This is a genomic window from Cupriavidus sp. CuC1, assembly GCF_044627735.1.
Classification (GTDB): Bacteria; Pseudomonadota; Gammaproteobacteria; order Burkholderiales; family Burkholderiaceae; genus Cupriavidus; species Cupriavidus ulmosensis.
Window position 1 is genome coordinate 20308 of record NZ_JBIUHC010000053.1, and the last position, 15742, is coordinate 36049.

General features: G+C 66.5%; 16 protein-coding genes. 4 read left to right on the top strand and 12 right to left on the bottom strand.

Features of this window, described 5'->3' with window-relative positions; all coding sequences use genetic code 11:
* Positions 1 to 37: 37 nt before the first annotated feature.
* Together ACGLHR_RS22440 and ACGLHR_RS22445 are read right to left on the bottom strand one after the other, a co-directional pair.
* The gene (locus ACGLHR_RS22440; RefSeq protein WP_400096424.1) at positions 38 to 1600 is read right to left on the bottom strand and encodes a class I adenylate-forming enzyme family protein; all 1563 of its coding nucleotides are present in this window, start codon (positions 1598 to 1600) and stop codon (positions 38 to 40) included.
* Between the two features lie 378 nt (positions 1601 to 1978).
* Complete coding sequence (locus tag ACGLHR_RS22445) at positions 1979 to 2422, bottom strand: PRC-barrel domain-containing protein (RefSeq protein ID WP_400096425.1); 444 nt, start codon at positions 2420 to 2422, stop codon at positions 1979 to 1981.
* A gap of 237 nt (positions 2423 to 2659) precedes the next feature.
* Between ACGLHR_RS22445 and ACGLHR_RS22450 the strand changes: the two genes are divergently transcribed.
* Complete coding sequence (locus ACGLHR_RS22450; RefSeq protein ID WP_400096426.1) at positions 2660 to 3085, top strand: YqjD family protein; 426 nt, start codon at positions 2660 to 2662, stop codon at positions 3083 to 3085.
* Between the two features lie 250 nt (positions 3086 to 3335).
* Entirely contained in the window at positions 3336 to 3614 is a 279-nt protein-coding gene (locus ACGLHR_RS22455; protein WP_400096427.1) for a hypothetical protein, read from the top strand.
* Here the strand turns inward: ACGLHR_RS22455 and ACGLHR_RS22460 are convergent.
* The 8 genes from ACGLHR_RS22460 to ACGLHR_RS22495 all read right to left on the bottom strand — a co-directional run bounded on the left by ACGLHR_RS22460 (position 3596) and on the right by ACGLHR_RS22495 (position 11233).
* Positions 3596 to 3907, bottom strand: coding sequence for a Dabb family protein (locus ACGLHR_RS22460; RefSeq protein WP_318235248.1), 312 nt, complete (start codon positions 3905 to 3907; stop codon positions 3596 to 3598). The two genes, ACGLHR_RS22455 and ACGLHR_RS22460, sit on opposite strands and share 19 nt — an antisense overlap.
* A gap of 47 nt (positions 3908 to 3954) precedes the next feature.
* Complete coding sequence (locus ACGLHR_RS22465; RefSeq protein ID WP_400096428.1) at positions 3955 to 4257, bottom strand: YciI family protein; 303 nt, start codon at positions 4255 to 4257, stop codon at positions 3955 to 3957.
* Positions 4258 to 4262: 5 nt separating this feature from the next.
* On the bottom strand, positions 4263 to 5150 hold the full coding sequence (locus tag ACGLHR_RS22470) for an intradiol ring-cleavage dioxygenase (protein WP_400096429.1): 888 nt from the start codon (positions 5148 to 5150) through the stop codon (positions 4263 to 4265).
* Between the two features lie 54 nt (positions 5151 to 5204).
* A complete protein-coding gene (locus ACGLHR_RS22475; protein WP_400096430.1) occupies positions 5205 to 6170 on the bottom strand; it encodes a sugar ABC transporter substrate-binding protein in 966 nt (321 codons plus the stop codon).
* A gap of 67 nt (positions 6171 to 6237) precedes the next feature.
* Positions 6238 to 7206: an ABC transporter permease gene (locus ACGLHR_RS22480; protein ID WP_400096431.1), complete on the bottom strand. Its 969-nt coding sequence runs from the start codon at positions 7204 to 7206 to the stop codon at positions 6238 to 6240.
* Positions 7203 to 8159 (bottom strand): ABC transporter permease, encoded by a 957-nt coding sequence (locus ACGLHR_RS22485; protein ID WP_400096432.1) that lies wholly within the window; start codon positions 8157 to 8159, stop codon positions 7203 to 7205. The genes ACGLHR_RS22480 and ACGLHR_RS22485 overlap by 4 nt, the downstream gene beginning before the upstream one ends.
* Positions 8152 to 9660: a sugar ABC transporter ATP-binding protein gene (locus ACGLHR_RS22490; RefSeq protein ID WP_400096433.1), complete on the bottom strand. Its 1509-nt coding sequence runs from the start codon at positions 9658 to 9660 to the stop codon at positions 8152 to 8154. The genes ACGLHR_RS22485 and ACGLHR_RS22490 overlap by 8 nt, the downstream gene beginning before the upstream one ends.
* Positions 9661 to 9889: 229 nt before the next feature.
* Entirely contained in the window at positions 9890 to 11233 is a 1344-nt protein-coding gene (locus tag ACGLHR_RS22495) for an amidohydrolase family protein (protein ID WP_400096434.1), read from the bottom strand.
* A 211-nt stretch (positions 11234 to 11444) separates the two neighbouring features.
* Between ACGLHR_RS22495 and ACGLHR_RS22500 the strand changes: the two genes are divergently transcribed.
* Positions 11445 to 12359 (top strand): LysR family transcriptional regulator, encoded by a 915-nt coding sequence (locus tag ACGLHR_RS22500; RefSeq protein WP_318235256.1) that lies wholly within the window; start codon positions 11445 to 11447, stop codon positions 12357 to 12359.
* A 30-nt stretch (positions 12360 to 12389) separates the two neighbouring features.
* On the opposite strand, the gene ACGLHR_RS22505 is transcribed toward ACGLHR_RS22500, so the two are convergent.
* Entirely contained in the window at positions 12390 to 13268 is an 879-nt protein-coding gene (locus ACGLHR_RS22505; RefSeq protein ID WP_400096435.1) for an NAD(P)-dependent oxidoreductase, read from the bottom strand.
* A 55-nt stretch (positions 13269 to 13323) separates the two neighbouring features.
* Positions 13324 to 14391 carry a maleylacetate reductase gene (locus tag ACGLHR_RS22510; RefSeq protein ID WP_400096436.1) on the bottom strand — a complete coding sequence of 356 codons (1068 nt, stop codon included), beginning with the start codon at positions 14389 to 14391 and terminating at the stop codon, positions 13324 to 13326.
* A 326-nt stretch (positions 14392 to 14717) separates the two neighbouring features.
* On the opposite strand from ACGLHR_RS22510, the gene ACGLHR_RS22515 reads away from it, so the two are divergent.
* Positions 14718 to 15710 carry an alpha/beta hydrolase gene (locus ACGLHR_RS22515; protein ID WP_400096437.1) on the top strand — a complete coding sequence of 331 codons (993 nt, stop codon included), beginning with the start codon at positions 14718 to 14720 and terminating at the stop codon, positions 15708 to 15710.
* Positions 15711 to 15742 lie beyond the last annotated feature (32 nt).

Below are 15742 nucleotides of genomic sequence, written 5' to 3' on the forward strand. Positions count from 1 at the left end.
CCTCCCCTCGCCCGCTTTGCGGGCGGGGAGGAGTACCTCAATCCAGCGGCCGCCCAGGCCTGAACCCGTCCCGCAGTTCCCGCTTGAGCACCTTCCCGATCGCGCTGCGCGGCAGCACCTCCACCAGTTCCAGCACCGCAAGCCGCTGCGTCTTGCCAACCTGCTCATTGGTCCACGCCATCAACGCCTCACCGGACACGGTCGCACCTTCGCGCCGAACCACGAACGCCACCGGCGTTTCACCCCATCGCTGCGAAGGCACGCCAACCACCGCGCAATCGAGCACGTCGGGATGCTGCTGCAGGATGCCTTCGAGATCGCTGGGATAGATGTTGAAGCCGCCGCTGATGATCATGTCCTTCTTGCGGTCCATCAGCGTGAGGAAGCCGTCTTCGTCGAAGCGGCCAACGTCGCCGGTGCGGATGAAGAGCTTGCCGGTGGCGTCGCGCCATTCGGCCGCGGCGGTCTTCTCCGGTTGCTTGTGGTAGCCGGCCATGATGGCGTTGGAATGGCCGACGACTTCGCCGATCCCGCCCACGGGCACTTCGCAGCCGTTGTCGTCGATCAGGCGGATGTCGTGCCCTTCCATGGGCTTGCCCACGGTATGGAGCTTGGTGGGGAACTCGTGCGCGGCCAGCACGCAGCTGCCGCCGCCTTCGGTCATGCCGTAGTACTCGACCAGGCCGCCGGGCCAGCGCTTGAGGATCTCGGCCTTCAGCGCAGCGGACAGCGGCGCGCTGGTGGAGAACTTCATCCGGTATGACGACAGGTCGTATTCATCGAAGTCCGCGCGCGCCATCAGGCGCTGGTATTGCACCGGCACCAGCATGCTGTGCGTGACGCGATGCTGCGCGGCCAGTTGCAGGTAGCGCTGCGCGTCGAACTTGGGCATCAGCACGGCGGTGCCGCCGAGCGCCAGCGTGGGGATGAAGCTGACGAGCGTGGTGTTGGAGTACAGCGGCGTGGAGATCAGCGTGACGGCGTCGGGGCCGTAGCCGCCGGATTCCTGGACGCGGCGGATCTGGTTCCAGCGCAGGGCGTGGGCGTGCACGATGCCCTTGGGCGTGCCGGTCGTGCCCGAGGAGTAGATGATGTTGAACACCTGTTGCGGCGCAATCGGATGCGCTTGCGGGCGGCTGCCCTGCGGGCCCAGCCAGGCTTCGAAGGACAGGCCGGCGGGCGCGTCGGCCAGCCCGATAAGCCGGGCATGGATGTTGTCCTTCACCGGCGCGATCTCACGCAGGACGTCCGCATCGACAAAGAGCAGCCGGGCGTCGGAGTCTGCGACCATGCCCGCCAGGCTTGCCGGCGTGGAGGACGGCGCGAGCGGCACCAGGGCAACGCCGGCGCGCAGGCCGCCGATCAGGATCGCGGCGTATTCGATGGACGCTGCCGCGCAGATGGCGAGCGAGGCGCCGGGCTGCAAGCCGTCGCGTTGCAGGGCGGTGGCGACGCGGTCGACCAGCGCGTCGAATTCGGCGTAGGTGAGCGAGCCGCCGCTGTCGACGACCGCGACATGCCCGGGCCGCTCGGCGGCGTGCAGGCGAACGCAGTCCGCAAGGTTGCCAATCGGCTGCGCCAGAAGTTCTGTGATGCCCATAGGAAGGTCCTGTCCCCATTTGGCGTCGCGATAACCGGGTCCGGGGGAGCCGCCTTCGCGCGCGAATTTATCGTGTTGAACGTCCGGGCATCCGGCGTTCATCCCATGCCTGTCGAACAGCAGGCCGAGGGAGATTCTCGCACGGACGCGGCAAGGCTGCCCGCGCAGCGGGATCGCATGCCGGCGACTCGAGGAAAAACGGGGAGGGAAACACAGCAGTGCGCGGAATACTCGGAAAGACGCCGCCCCCGCATCAGCGTGCAAGACCCTGCTTGCGGGGGCGCGTCAAGGCTGCCCCGTCCGGTGGACAGCCTGCCCGACCGGCCGCCCCAGCCACAGAACAGCTGGAGGCGGCCTCACAGCGGACCTATAGCGGACCTATAGCGGCCCGGCGTCCACGATCCAGTAAGGGTTCCGGCCATAGTACTCATGCAGCGTTGTGCCCCATTGGGGATCCGCCATGGCCGGCCAGCTGTCCTTGTCGAAACCAGGGGCGTCCTTGATGCGTTGCGCGGTCACGCCGATGCGGAAGCACTTTTCGTCGGTATCCAGGGTGAGCGCGCTCCAGGGAATGGCGTGGAGGGTGTCGCCCATCCCGAGGAAGCCACCGCTGGTCAGCACCGCATAGGCAATGCGCCCGCCGCGCACGTCGAGCATGATCTCCGAGATCTTGCCCACGTGTTCGCCGTCCGAGGAATACACCTTATCGCCATCCAGCGTCGATGCCGCCATCACTTCCGGGCCCGGGCCATCGCCCACGCCGCTGCCGACAATGGCCGCGCCCCTGGTGCCGGCAGGCATGCCGGGATTGAGTTGTCCCATGTTCGTCTCCTGAAAAAGGGTCGTGCCGGAGAGCGCGCAACGAACATGCCAAGGCGGTGGCACAGGTGGCAGCGCAGCCCGGGCTTTCGCGTCATGGGAAGAATTACAAGGACCGGTAACTTTCTTTTCGTCCCGACCCGTGCCAACCCGCGCAGTTACCGCAACGAGCGCGCATTGCCGCATGGCACGAAAACTGCGCCTAGACCCTGCCCCCCACCACATTTCAGGAGTACCCAGATGGAAACCTTTGGCAATGGACAATCGTCCGCGCAGGACGAAGCCTCGCGTATCGCGGGCAAGGTTGGCACGGCAACCTCGAACGTGCTGGATGCCACCAAATCCGCCGGCCGCCAGGTCGGCGCTGTCGCGCGGGAGGAAGCCTCCGGGCTCAAGCGGGAACTCGACGACCTGATCAGCCGCCTGCCCTCTATGTCGGCCGCCGCGATGGAAGAGGCCAAACAGGACTTCCTGAACAGGATGGCCACGACCAAGGAGGCGGCCAAGGGCATCTCGGACAACGTGCGCCAGCAAATCACGCAGCGCGCGGAGGACACCGCGGCTTATGTCAAGGAGCAGCCGCTGCGGTCCATGGGCATGGCGGTTGGCGCAGGCATTATCCTGGGCCTGCTGATGTCCCGGGGCGGTGGCCGGGATCGGGACTGAAATGCCTTGAAGTGCATTAAGGTGAACCCGGCTTCCTTGCGAGGCCGGGTCGCGCGGGCCATTGCCCACCTCCCCAACATCCCCTCCCCCTCCCGCTCCCCCAACCTCCCCCTCTTTGTAAGCCAATTGCCGACGCCGGATTCCGCTTCCGCCGATACGCGTTTGCCGCCCATCCGACTTCGCCGCGACCCGTTCCCTCCTACGATGGAATCAAGGGTTTCATCCCAAAGCGGAAAGCGGAGAGCAGAACATGCAATCAGATACCAACAACCTGCATACGATCGTAGCCAAGTGGATTGGCCCTGTCGAAGGCCGCCCCGTGCGCGTCGCGCGCTTCGGCAGGATGCGTACCGGCCGGGTGCCTTATGTCTGCGTGCAACGTGCGGCCGACATGCTGTTCTTCTTCCGCCACGGCGACGGCTCGTGGTGCGTGTTTCCGCCGGCGAACCAAGGGACGGCGGCGCGAAGCTTCCGACCGCCACCGGTTCCCTCTTCACGACCGTCACGTCCTCACGCGGACGGCTCGTAGTCCACCTGGTGCCGTGCAATGCGCAAGTCACCAAGTTCCTCCTTCACCCGCAGGTGCTCCGGGTGGCTGGCATAGCCCTCCAGCGCCTTTTGCGATTCGAATTCGGAGTACAGGACCACGTCGCAGGCGTAGTTGACCTTGCTCGAGTCCACGCCGACTTCCAGGTGGCGCATTCCGGGGATCCGGCCACGAAGCCCTTCGAACGCAAGCTTGAGCCGGGCCACGGCGTCTTGCTTGTCGACTTCGGTTTCTCCGCGCAGGTTCCACATCACGATGTGTTTGACGATGGACACGTTTTCTCCCTCCTGATCTTTGCTGATCGTCGTGATCTTGCCTGTTGTCAAGCGGGCGGGAAGCCGGCCTTCTGCTGCCACAGGTTGCTAAAGGCATGCACCGTCGAATGCTCGTAGACGCCGGCCCGCGTGAAAGGCTCGCCTGCCAGCCAGTCCTTGGCCGCCTCGTGAGACGGGAAATCGATCACCAGCAGGCTGCCGACCATGGTGGTGCCGTCCTCGCCCAGCAGCGGGCCGGCAAAGGCGATGCTATCGGCCTTGGCGCCGAGATAGGCCTTGTGCTCCGGGCGCACGCGGGTGCGCAGTTCGCTGGTGCCGGGCTTGTCGAGCAGATGAAATACGAACAGCATGGGGCTTACCTCCGGGACGGCGCCGGCGTTTGCGGTGCCGGGTTGAGAATGAAATCGAAATCCAGCGTGTAGAACGGCATGGCGCTCGGCGTGCCGTCGGGGGCGGTGCCGGCTTCGTGCCGCACCCAGTCAGCGATCAGGGAACTGCGCACGCCGAAGACCGCGTCGGAATCCAGGTATTCGCCGCCTTCGCGGAACACATGGGTGACGAGCGTCTCAAACCCCGGTGCGGAGATCATGAAGTGCAGGTGCGCGGGACGCCACGGATGGCGGCCCAGGGCATCGAGCATGCGGCCCACCGGGCCATCGTGCGGAATCGGGTAGCACTCGGCGACGATCGACTTGAAGTGAAAGCCGCCGCTCTCGTCGGCTTTCAGCGTGCCGCGGCCCTGGTGGCCATCGAGCCCCGCCTGCTGCACATCATAGAACCCTTCCACATCCGCCTGCCAGACTTCCAGCCGCGCGTTCGGCACCGCCTCGCCCGTCACGCTCTTGACCTTGCCGCTGACATAGCACGGCTCGCCGGCCATGCCGTTGCCTACGTCGGCGCCCAGTTCGTACTCCGGCGCGTCATCCACGTAGAACGGCCCGAACACCGTGGCCTCGGTGCAGCCACGCGGCTTCTTGTGGTTCTGCGCGGTGACCAGCGTGGACAGGCCCAGGGTGTCGGACAGCAGGATGAACTCCTGCCGGCTGCCGGTGCAGGTATGACCCACTTCGGTCAGGAACTTGATGCCTTCGGCCCATTCGGCCTCGGTCAACTGCACCTCGCGGGCAAAAGCGTGGAGATGCTGGACCAGGCTGGTCATGATCTCCTTCAGCCGTCCGTTGGGCATGTCGGCATGCCGCGCCAGCACGGCCTGCGTGATGGTCTCTTCGTCTAGGTTGCGCATGATGTGTGTTCCGTTATGGACTTAGCGACGTATGGATGCATGAACCTGTGGCGGTCAAGCCTTGGTGGCGTCTTCCCAGCGCGGGCAGGTGCGCTTGGCAACCGGGATGTCGATCGACTGGTAGTTGGTCTTGTCCACCACCGTGGCCGGCAGCACGATGCTCTGGGTAACCGGCATGCCACGCAGCTTGCGGATGGCGGCGGTCATGCCCAGGCAACCCTGGGCAAATCCATTGTAGTCACCGGTGGCAAGCATGGTGCCGGCCTTGATCGCGTCGATGGCCTCCTGCGTGCCGTTGATGCCAGACACCAGCGCCTTGCGGTTGGCGCCTTGCAGCGCTTCGATGGCGCCGATCGCCATGGCGTCGTTGGCGGCAAAGATGCCGTCGATCTGCGGGTATGACTGCATCAGGTTTTCCATGACCTGCAGGGCTTGCAGGCGCTGGTAGTTGGCCGGCTGCGAGGCCACCAGCTTGATGTTGGGGAAGGCTTTGAGCGCATCGTGCATGCCCCTGACGCGGTCGATATTGGTCAGCGAGCCCTTGATGCCCTCCAGCAGCACCACGTTGCCCTTGCCGCCCATGGCCTTGAACAGGTGCGTGGCGGTCTTCTGCCCCAGGTCATAGTCGCTGGCGCCGACGAAGGAGACGAAGTTGCCCACGTCGCTCTTGTCGGTCACGTTGACCACCGGGATGTTCGCCGCGTTGATCTTCTTCACGCCCGGGCCCATCGCCTTGTAGTCCACCGGGACGAAGACGATGGCGTCGGCCTTCTTGACGATCACGTCCTCGATCTGGCTCATCTGCTCCGGGATGCTGTCCGGCTTGGTGGGGATGTAGTGGGTGACGCGCGCGTTCATGCTCTTGGCCGCGGCGTCCGCGCCCTGGCGCACCACCTGGAAGAACGGGTTGGTCTGGTTCTTGGTGAACACCGCGATGCGCTCGCCGTCCGCGTGGGCCTGCGCCGACAGCATGCCAAGGGCCAGCACGCCGGCCAGATACTTCAGGTTACGTACGTTCATGTTGTCTCCTTTGTCTTTCATGAAAAGCTTGCGACATTGACTAACGATCTCGAACCAAGACCTCGAACTAAGACCTCACACCCAGCCGCTTACGCGACAGCGTATCCAGGAATACCGCCAGCACCACGATCACGCCCGTCACCAGCGGCTGCCAGTTGGCGCTGACGGTGAGCAGGTTCATGCCGTTGAGCACCAGCGTGAGGATGATGGCGCCGACCAGCGTGCCGGATACCCGGCCCACCCCGCCGAACAGCGAGGTGCCGCCGATCAGCACCGCGGCGATGGCAGGCAGCGTCAGCGCCTCGCCAATGTCGCCCTCGGCCGAGTTGAGCCGCGCCAGGAACACCAGGCTGGCAATGCCGGCCATGGCGCCGCTCACCAGGTACACCAGCACCAGCCGACGCTTGACCGGCACGCCGGAGAGCCGGGCCGCGACGGGATTGGCGCCGATGGCGTAGATCTCCTGGCCGTAGGTGGTCTTCTGCGACATGGCGGTGCCCGTCACCAGGAACACCAGCATCAGGTAGACCGGAATGGGCACGCCCCACAGGTAGCCGCTGCCGATCGCGCGAAATTCCGCCGGAAAGCCGTGGATGGTCTCGCCCGCCATGAACCAGTAGGTGACGCCGTGCAACACCCACAACATGCCGTAGGTCGCAATGAAGGGCGGGATGCGCAGCATCGCCACCAGCAGGCCGTTGGCCAGCCCGATCAGCGCGCCGATGCCCAGCCCCGCGCCCACGCCGAGCATGGTGGAGCCGGTGGCTTTCATCACGGTGGCCGCCACGCAGGCCGACATCGCCACGTTGGCGCCCACCGACAAGTCCAGCCCGCCGGTCAGGATCACCAGCGTCACGCCGGACGCCAGCAGGAACAGCAAGCTGGCCTGGCGCAGCACGTTGAGGATATTGCCCAGCGTCAGGAACGCGTCCGATGCCACCGCCAGCAGCAGGCACAGCAGGCCCAGCGCGAACAGCCGGTAGGCAAACGAGCGGGCATCCGCCGAGAGTGGCGGGAACAGAGTCGCCGTGTTCATGCTTTCCCCTTGAACGATTCGATCAGCAGCACCACCAGCACCAGCAGCCCGATGGCCGCCACCTGCACCGACGACTGCACGCCCACCAGGTTGAGCCCGTTGCGCAGCACGCCCACCGCCAGCACGCCCAGCACCGTGCCGGGCAGCCAGCCGTTGCCGCGGTCGAAGGTGGTGCCGCCCACCGCCACCGCGGCGATGGCGTCGAACTCCAGCCCGATGGCGGCCGTGGGGTGCCCGGCATTCATGCGCGCGGTGAGCAGCAGCGCGGCCACGCCGGCCATCAGCCCGCCCAGCACATAGACGGCGATCAGATAGACATTGATGCGCACGCCGGAGAACTTGAGCGCCTCGCGGTTGCCGCCCAGCGCGAACACATAAGCGCCAAAACGGGTGTGGTAAAGCAGCCAGTGGAACAGGCCGTAGAACACCACGGCGATCCAGATCGGGAACGGCACGCCCAGCAGTTGCCCGGCGTAGATCAGCGGGATCGTGTCGCCGATGCCCGTCACGCTCTGGCCATCGGTGGCCACCAGCGCCAGCCCCTGCGCGGCGCCCAGCGTGCCGAGCGTGGCCACGAAGGGCGGGATCTCCAGCCACGACACCAGCGCCCCGTTGAGCAGTCCGAACGCCAGCCCGGTGAGCAGCGCCGCGCCCAAGGCCAGGGGCAGCGAATCGGTCGCCACCATCACCATGGCCAGCACCACGCCGCACAGGGTCAGCACGGCGCCCATCGACAGGTCCAGCCCTTCGGTCATGATGATCAGCGTCATCGGCAAGGCGATCAGCAGCAAGATGGTGGATTGCGTGCCGATGTTCAGCAGGTTCTCCACGCTCAGGAAGCCCGAGCCCGTCGCGCTGAAGCCCAGCGAAAGCAGCAGCAGCACCCAGACCGACCCCGGCACCTTGCCGATGGAAAGGCCAAGCGGCCGCGGTACTGCGTTGGTATCAAGCATCGTTCATCCCCAGTTGCAGAATGCGTTCTTCGGTCATTTCGCCGTGGACGACTTCGCCGGCGATGCGCCCGCCGCGCATGACATAGGTGCGGTCGCAGACATTGATGATTTCCGGCAGTTCGGAGCTGATCAGCAGCACGCCGGCGCCCTGCTTCACCAGGCTGTCGATCAAGGCAAAGATCTCCGCCTTGGCGCCCACATCGATGCCGCGCGTGGGCTCGTCGAAGATAAACAGCTTCGCTTCGGCGACCAGCCATTTGCCGATCACGATCTTTTGCTGGTTGCCGCCGGACAGGAACTGCGCCAGCTGGTTGCCGTCGGGCGTGGCGATGCGCAGCCGCGCGATCTCGCGCTCGGCCAGCGCCTCGGCCTTGTCCGCGCGATACCAGCGCGAGGGAAAGGCGCGCCGCAAGCCGGCCAGCAGCAAGTTGTCGCGCACCGTGCGGATCAGCGCCAGCCCCTCCGATTTACGGCTTTCCGGAATCAGCGCTGCGCCCAACTCACGGGCGCAGTCCGGGCCGCCAGTGAGCCGCTTGCCGAAGATACGGATTTCGCCCTGCTGGATCGGGTCCGCGCCAAACACGGCGCGCGCCACTTCGCTGCGGCCCGACCCCACCAGCCCGGCCAGGCCCACGATCTCGCCGGCGCGCACCTGCAGGTTGATGTCCGCGATGCCGCTGTCCGCGCTGACGTTGCGCACCTCCAGTGCCACTTCGCCCAGTTGCGCGCTGCGCTCGCGGCTGTAGCTCATGTCGACCTTGCGCCCGACCATGCGCGCCACCAGCTCGTCCGGCGTTGCGTCGCCGGGCAGGCAGGCGCCGACCTTGCGGCCGTCGCGCAGGATGGTGATGCGGTCGCCCAGCGCAAAGACCTCCGCCATGCGGTGCGAGATATAGATCATCGAGACGCCATCGGCCTTGAGCCGCGCGATCACGGCGAACAGCTTCTCCGTCTCGCGATCGGACAGCGCGGCGGTGGGCTCGTCCAACACCAGGATGCGGGCGTTCTGCGACAGCGCCTTGGCGATCTCCACCATCTGCTGCTGGGCCACGCCCAGTGCATGCACCGGCGTGCGCGTGCTCACCTCCATGCCCAGGATGTCGAGGATGCGGCGCGCTTCGGCGTGCATCTTGGCTGCGTCGACGGAGCCGGGAAGACGCCCGCGCGGCTCGCGGCCCAGGAAGATGTTCTGCGCGATGTCCAGGTAAGGCACCAGCGAGAACTCCTGGAAGATCACCGCGATGCCCAGCCGCATGGTGTCGGCCGGGCTGGTAATCGCCACCGGGCTGCCATCGTGATAGAACTCGCCGGCATCGGCCACGTAGACGCCGCACAGCACTTTCATCAGCGATGACTTGCCCGCACCGTTCTCGCCCAGCAGCATATGCACCTCGCCGGGGTAGATGGCGAACGACACATCGTCCAGCGCCTTTACGCCCGGAAAGCCCTTGCAGATGCCGCGCATCTCGAACAGCGGCGTGATTTCGGTGATGGCGTTCATGACGCGAGCCTGAAGATCTTGGCGGTGCGGATGCCGCGCGCGGCGGGTTGTCGATGCATGGTCTCCTCCTTGTTGTTGGTGGGGTTCTCGGCGCTGGCGGCAAGTTGATACGCCCGCCCTCTCCCCCGCCCCTCTCCCGCAAGCGGGAGAGGGGAGCAAACAATTGGCAAACGGCCGGGCTGTCCCTGGAGCCGCCGTCCTGCTTTGCCCCCAGGACATCACTTGCCGCTCACCGCCCTGCCGCCAGCCGTTCGCCCGACTCGCGCAGCGCCTCGAGCTTGCCCGGCAGCCCGTCCACCAGCAGCCGGCCGTGGCGCTTGCGTGCCTTGCCTGCCACGAACACGCTGTCGATATTGGCCAGGCTGGCCTGCATCACGATGGCGCTCACCGGGTCGTGCAGCGGCATCATATTGAGCTTGCGGGAGTCGATCATCACCAGGTCGGCCTGCTTGCCCACGGCCAGCGAACCGATGCGGTCCTGCATGCCGAGCATCCGCGCGCCGGCCAGCGTGATCCAGTCCAGGGCATCGCGGCAGCTCACCGCATGCGCGGGGGCGATCTCGCCGTGCTGCTGGCGGTAGCCGGCATGGTCCAGCGCGCGCTGGATGCCCAGCGCCATGCGCGCGGCGACAAACATCTCGCCGGACAAACCTGACTCCAGGTCCACGCCGAGCGACGGCGCGGCGCCCAGGCGCATGAGCCGGCCGGTGATCGGGAAACCATGGCCCTGCGTCAGCTCGTTCTCGGGCGTGACGGAGAAACTCATGCCCAGCCCGACAAAGCGCGCAAGCTGCGCATCCGTCAGGTTGTTGCCGTGCACGATGTTGATATGGGGACCGAGCAGCCCGGCCTGCTCCAGCCGGTCCCAACCGTGCGGCGTGCGCGCGCTGCCGCCGCCCTGGTGCATGCTGGCCAGCAGGCCAAACTCGCGCGCCAGCGCAAAATCGTGCAGCGCCACGTCCAGCGTGGAGTAATGCGGGCCGAGGATGGCCAGGCCGAGGCTTAGCAAGGACGAGCCCTGCAGCCGTTTGGACAGGCGTTCCACTTCGCCGCGCGGGTGCGGCATTTCCCAGAACGGCAGCGCGCCGGGCTTGGGATCGGGCTTGGGCGAGCCGTGCAGGAACGCGGCGCGGATGCCGGATTGCTCCAGCGCGTCCAGCGCGGCATCGCTGTGCGCCGGCGTGGGGTTGTTGTGGCACCAGTCCACCAGCGTGGTGGTGCCGCAGTCGAGCTGGTTCCAGGCACCGACGAGCGTGGCAATGCCAATGTCGTCGGGCGTGAAGCGCGTGGCCAGCCCGGCGTGCATCTGGCGGAAATACTCGGTCAGCGTCCAGCCCGAGGCAACGCCGCGCAGCGCGGTCTGCCACGTGTGCATATGCGCGTTGACAAAACCGGGGGCGACGATGAAGCCGCGGGCGTCGATCAGTTCGGCGCCGTGCGCGTCTTCCACGTCCTTCAGGTCGATATGCGGCGCGATGGCGGCAATGCGTTCGCCATCGATCAACAAGTCGCCGGTGAACTCGCCGAGGGCGGGTTCCATGGTGACCAGGGTGGCCCCGCGTACCAGGATCATGGGTGTGTCTCCGTTGCCTGGCGGCGCTGCCTGTGGACAGCGCGCCGCTCTGGGTTTTGTGGGTGCCCTGTTGTGCCTGACAGGCGCTGGAACAAACTCTATACTCCCGGCAAATGGAAAAAAACGACGGATAAGGAAATCTTCTTTCCACCAGGCGAGAAAATCAAAACGGCTCGCGCGGAGGACCAAGGAGCACACGCGGAGACAAGGCATGGACCGTTGGACCGAATTCGAACTCTTCGTCCAGATCGCGGAGCTGGGCAGCATCAGCAAGGCCGCCGAGAGCCTGGACATTTCCAACGCGGCGGCAAGCCGCTACCTCACCTCGCTGGAGCAGCGGCTATCGGCGCGGCTGATCGAGCGCAACACGCGCCGTCTTTACCTGACCGATGTGGGGCATGAGTTTTTCCGGCGCTGCAAGGGCGTGCTGACGGAAATGAAGGAGGCAGAAGCCGCGGTCAACGCCAATGTGCTGGAGCCCGGCGGCACGCTGACGGTCACCGCGTCGCTGTCGTTTTCCATGAAGCACCTCGCGCCGCTGCTGCCGGATTTCACTAGCCTCTACCCCAAGGTGGACGTCAATATTCTCGCAGCCAACCGCTACTACGACATCATGGACAGCGGCATCGACCTGGCCATCCGCACACGCGAGTTCGAGCCGGATTCCGGCCTGACCGTGCGCCGGCTGGCCGAGACGCGCCGCATCCTGGCCGCCTCGCCGCGCTACCTGGACCGCATGGGCACCCCGCGCGAGGTCGACGACCTGCTGCGCCACCACATGCTGATCTACTCGTACGCCAACCGGCCGCACGAGCTGGCCTTCACCCGCAACGGCGAAGAAAAGACGATAACCGTGCGCAGCAAGCTGGAGTCCAACGACGGCCAGGTGATCCGCGCCGCCGCGCTGGAAGGCCTGGGCATCCTGGTGCAGCCCAAGTACATCGTCTACGACGACATCGTGGCGGGCCGGCTGATCCCGTTGCTGGACGACTGGGACCTGCCCCGGCTCACCATCAACATCGCCTTCCAGAGCCGGCGCTACCTGGCCGCCAAGGTGCGCCTGTTCATCGACTACCTGGTGGCGCACTTCGAGCGCATGGACTACGAGCGCAAGTGGACATCGTGACGATGCCCGTACGCTCAGTACGCGTCCCGGCTAGCCGTTGACCGAAGACAGCCCGGCGGCGAGCCGCGCGGACTTGATCACCGCGGCGTAGTCGTCCCCGGCCATGCCCTGCGCGGCGGCGCCCTGCAGCATCTGCCCAAGCAGCGCCGTAAGCGACAGCGGCACGCGCAGGTCGGCGCCCGCATCCAGGATCAGGCCCACATCCTTGAGCATCTGGTCCACGGTGAAGGTGGGCGTGTAGTCGTTCTCGACCAGTTGCGCCGACTTGGCCTTGACGATGGGCGCGGCCACCGCGCTGGCGGTGATCACGGACCACATGTCCTGCCATTTGAGGCCGCCCTTGGCGCCCAGCGCCAGCGCTTCGGCCAGCATGCCGGAGGTCAGGCCGATCATCAGGTTCACCACCAGCTTCATCAGGCGCGCTTCCTCCGCTTCGCCCAGGTAGAACTGGCTCGGGCCAAGCGCGGTCAGCAGCGGCTTAGCCACGGCATAGGCTGCCGCCGGGCCGGACACCAGTGCGGTGAGTTGCGCCGCCTCCGCCATCTTGTTGTTGCCGGATACCGTCACGCGCAGGTACTGGATGTTGCGCTGCGCCAGCGCGGCAGCCACACGAGCGGACGCTTGCGGCGACACCGTGCTGGTGTCGATATACAGCGTGCCCGGCGCGGCCAGCTCGGCCACTTGCGCGCCTACGGCCTCGAAGGCCGCGTCGTGCGGCAGCGAGCTGAACACAACGTCCTTGCCGGCGGTTGCCTGCGCGAGCGATCCGGTCGTCTTCAGCCCGGCCTGGCGCGCGGCTTCCAGCACGGCGGGCGACAAGTCGAAGCCTTCCACCGAATGCCCGGCCGCGGCCAGGTGACGTCCCATGGGCAAGCCCATCTTGCCGATTCCGATAAAGCCGATCTGCATTGCTCGTCTCCAGTATGTTGTGTGTTCGGGGTGGCTCGGGGTGGTTCTGGGCGGCTCAGTCCGGGCGCACGCCTTCGAACGCCGCCTGCAGCAACTCGCGGATCGGCGCGCGCTCGATCGGGCGCGGATTCCAGTAGGGGTTGGCCAGGGCGATATCCGCGGCGCGGTCCAGGTCCTCGGCCTTCATGCCGATGTCGCGCAGCGCGGTGGCCGCGCCGTGGCGGGCGGCCAGGTCGTAAAGCGCCGCGGCGGCGGAGACGCCTTCGCTGCCCATGGCCCGGCGGATCCGCGCCATGGCATCCGGCGCGGCCAAGGCGTTATAGGCCATGGCATGCGGCAGCACCACCGTATGCGTCTCGGCATGGGGCAGGTTGAAGCTGCCGCCAAGCGTATGGCACAGCTTGTGATGCAGCGCCATGCCGACGCTGCCCAGCACCGAGCCGCACAGCCATGCGCCGTAGAGGCAGTCGGCGCGGGCATCCAGGTCGGACGGCGCAGCGAACACGCGGGGAATGCCGCTGGCCAGCGCCCGGATGCCCTCCTCCGCCATCAGCGACGTCACCGGATTGGCATCTTCGGCGTACAGCCCCTCGGCAGCGTGGGCGATGGCGTTCAGGCCGCTGGTCACGCTCAAGGCCACCGGCAGGCCCACAGTCAACGCGGGATCGTAGATCACGGTGCGCGGCAGCACGCGCGGGTCGCGGCCGGTTTTCTTCAGGCCGGCGTCGGTGAGGCCGTAGATCGGCGTCATCTCCGAGCCGGCATAGGTAGTGGGAATCGCCAGGATCGGCAGGCCCGAGGTCAGCGCAATGGCTTTGCCAAGCCCGGTGGTCGAGCCGCCGCCAAGGGCGATCATGCAGTCCGCGCCCACCTCCTGCGCGTGCGCAATCGCAGCGCGGGCGGACTCCACCGGCACGTGCATCACCGCGCCGGGATAAATGCCGGCGGACAACGGCCCGAGCGCGTCGGACAGCCGCGTTGCGTCTTCGGCCTGGTTGGGCGTGCACAGCACCAGCGCCCGCTTGGCCCCGAGCCGCTCCAGTTCCTGCCCCACCTGGCCCAGGGTCCCCGCCCCAAACAGCACGCGCATGGGCTGCGCCACGTATGTGAATGACGTTGGCATGGCTTTGTCTTCCTCCGCAAGGATCGGGCGGTGCCCGCTTGTCGTGTGTCTTGTCCGGCGCTTGTGGCCCTGGGCAGCAAAGGGCCACAGGCAGCGGACGCGTCAACGCACGTTAGCCTTCCACTGAGAGGAAAGAAATACCGGAATGGGAAAACACTCTTGACGCCAGCGGAAGAATTCGCGCATTCCCGCATTCCTTAACGGACGTCACTCGGGGTCGGAATCGTGCTAGTTTCCGGACTGGACTAGCGCACTTTCCGATGCTTCCGAAAAGCGCGCTCCCCGCTGCGACCCCACCCATTGTGCAAAGCGAAAAAGCCACTACCGTGAAACTTCGATCCGCCACGCTCGCCGTCTCCGCCATCGTCTGCGTGGTGCTCCTGGCCCTTGCCGCCGCGCTGGCCATGGGCGGCCCGACCCGGCCAAAGCCGATGGTGACCATCAGCGATCCGTTCAAGGACGTGGACTTCTCCGCGCTCGCGGCCCCCGCCCGCTACGCGGCACGCGACGGCACGCAGCTCACCTACCGCCGCTATCCGCCCGCCGGCGGCCTGCCCGGCCGAGGCAGCGTGATCCTGGTGCATGGCTCCTCGGCCAACAGCCAAAGCATGCATCCGCTCGCGCAAAGCTTCGCGCAGGCGGGCTTCACCGCCTACGCGCTGGACATGCGCGGCCATGGAGCCTCAGGCCCGCGCGGCGACATTGCCTATGTCGGGCAGCACGATGACGACCTGGAAGACTTTGTGCGCGCCGTTCAGCCCGCCGGCCCGAAGACGCTGGTGGGCTTTTCTTCAGGCGGCGGATTTGCGCTGCGCGTGGCCGGCGGCGCCCGGCAGTCCCTGTTCGACAACTACCTGTTCATGGCGCCCTATACGAACCGTCGGGCGCCCACTGCGCGCCCGGACGCAGGCGGCTGGGTCTCGGTCGGCGTGCCGCGCGTGATCGCGCTCACGCTGCTGAACCGGATCGGCATCACCGCCTTCAACCACTTGCCCATACTGGCCTTTGCCGTCAACGAGGCACCGCGCGCCGAGCTGACGCCGTCCTATTCCTATGCGCTGGCGACCAACTTCCAGCCCTATGAGGACTACCAGCGCAATATCCGCGAGATTCACAAGCCGGCGGCGGTACTGGCCGGGCAGGACGACGAAGTGTTTGTCGCCGACAGGTATGCACAGGTGTTCGCCGAGGCGGGCCGCCCGGATATCCCGGTAACGCTGGTGCCCGGTACCGGCCACATCATGCTCACTCTGTCGCCGGCCGCCCGCTCGGCAGCCGTGCAGGCCGTGGAGCGGCTGGATGGGGGGAGTAGACGATGACTTGCGCGGCGCGGCGAAGGAGCGCTCGCGTT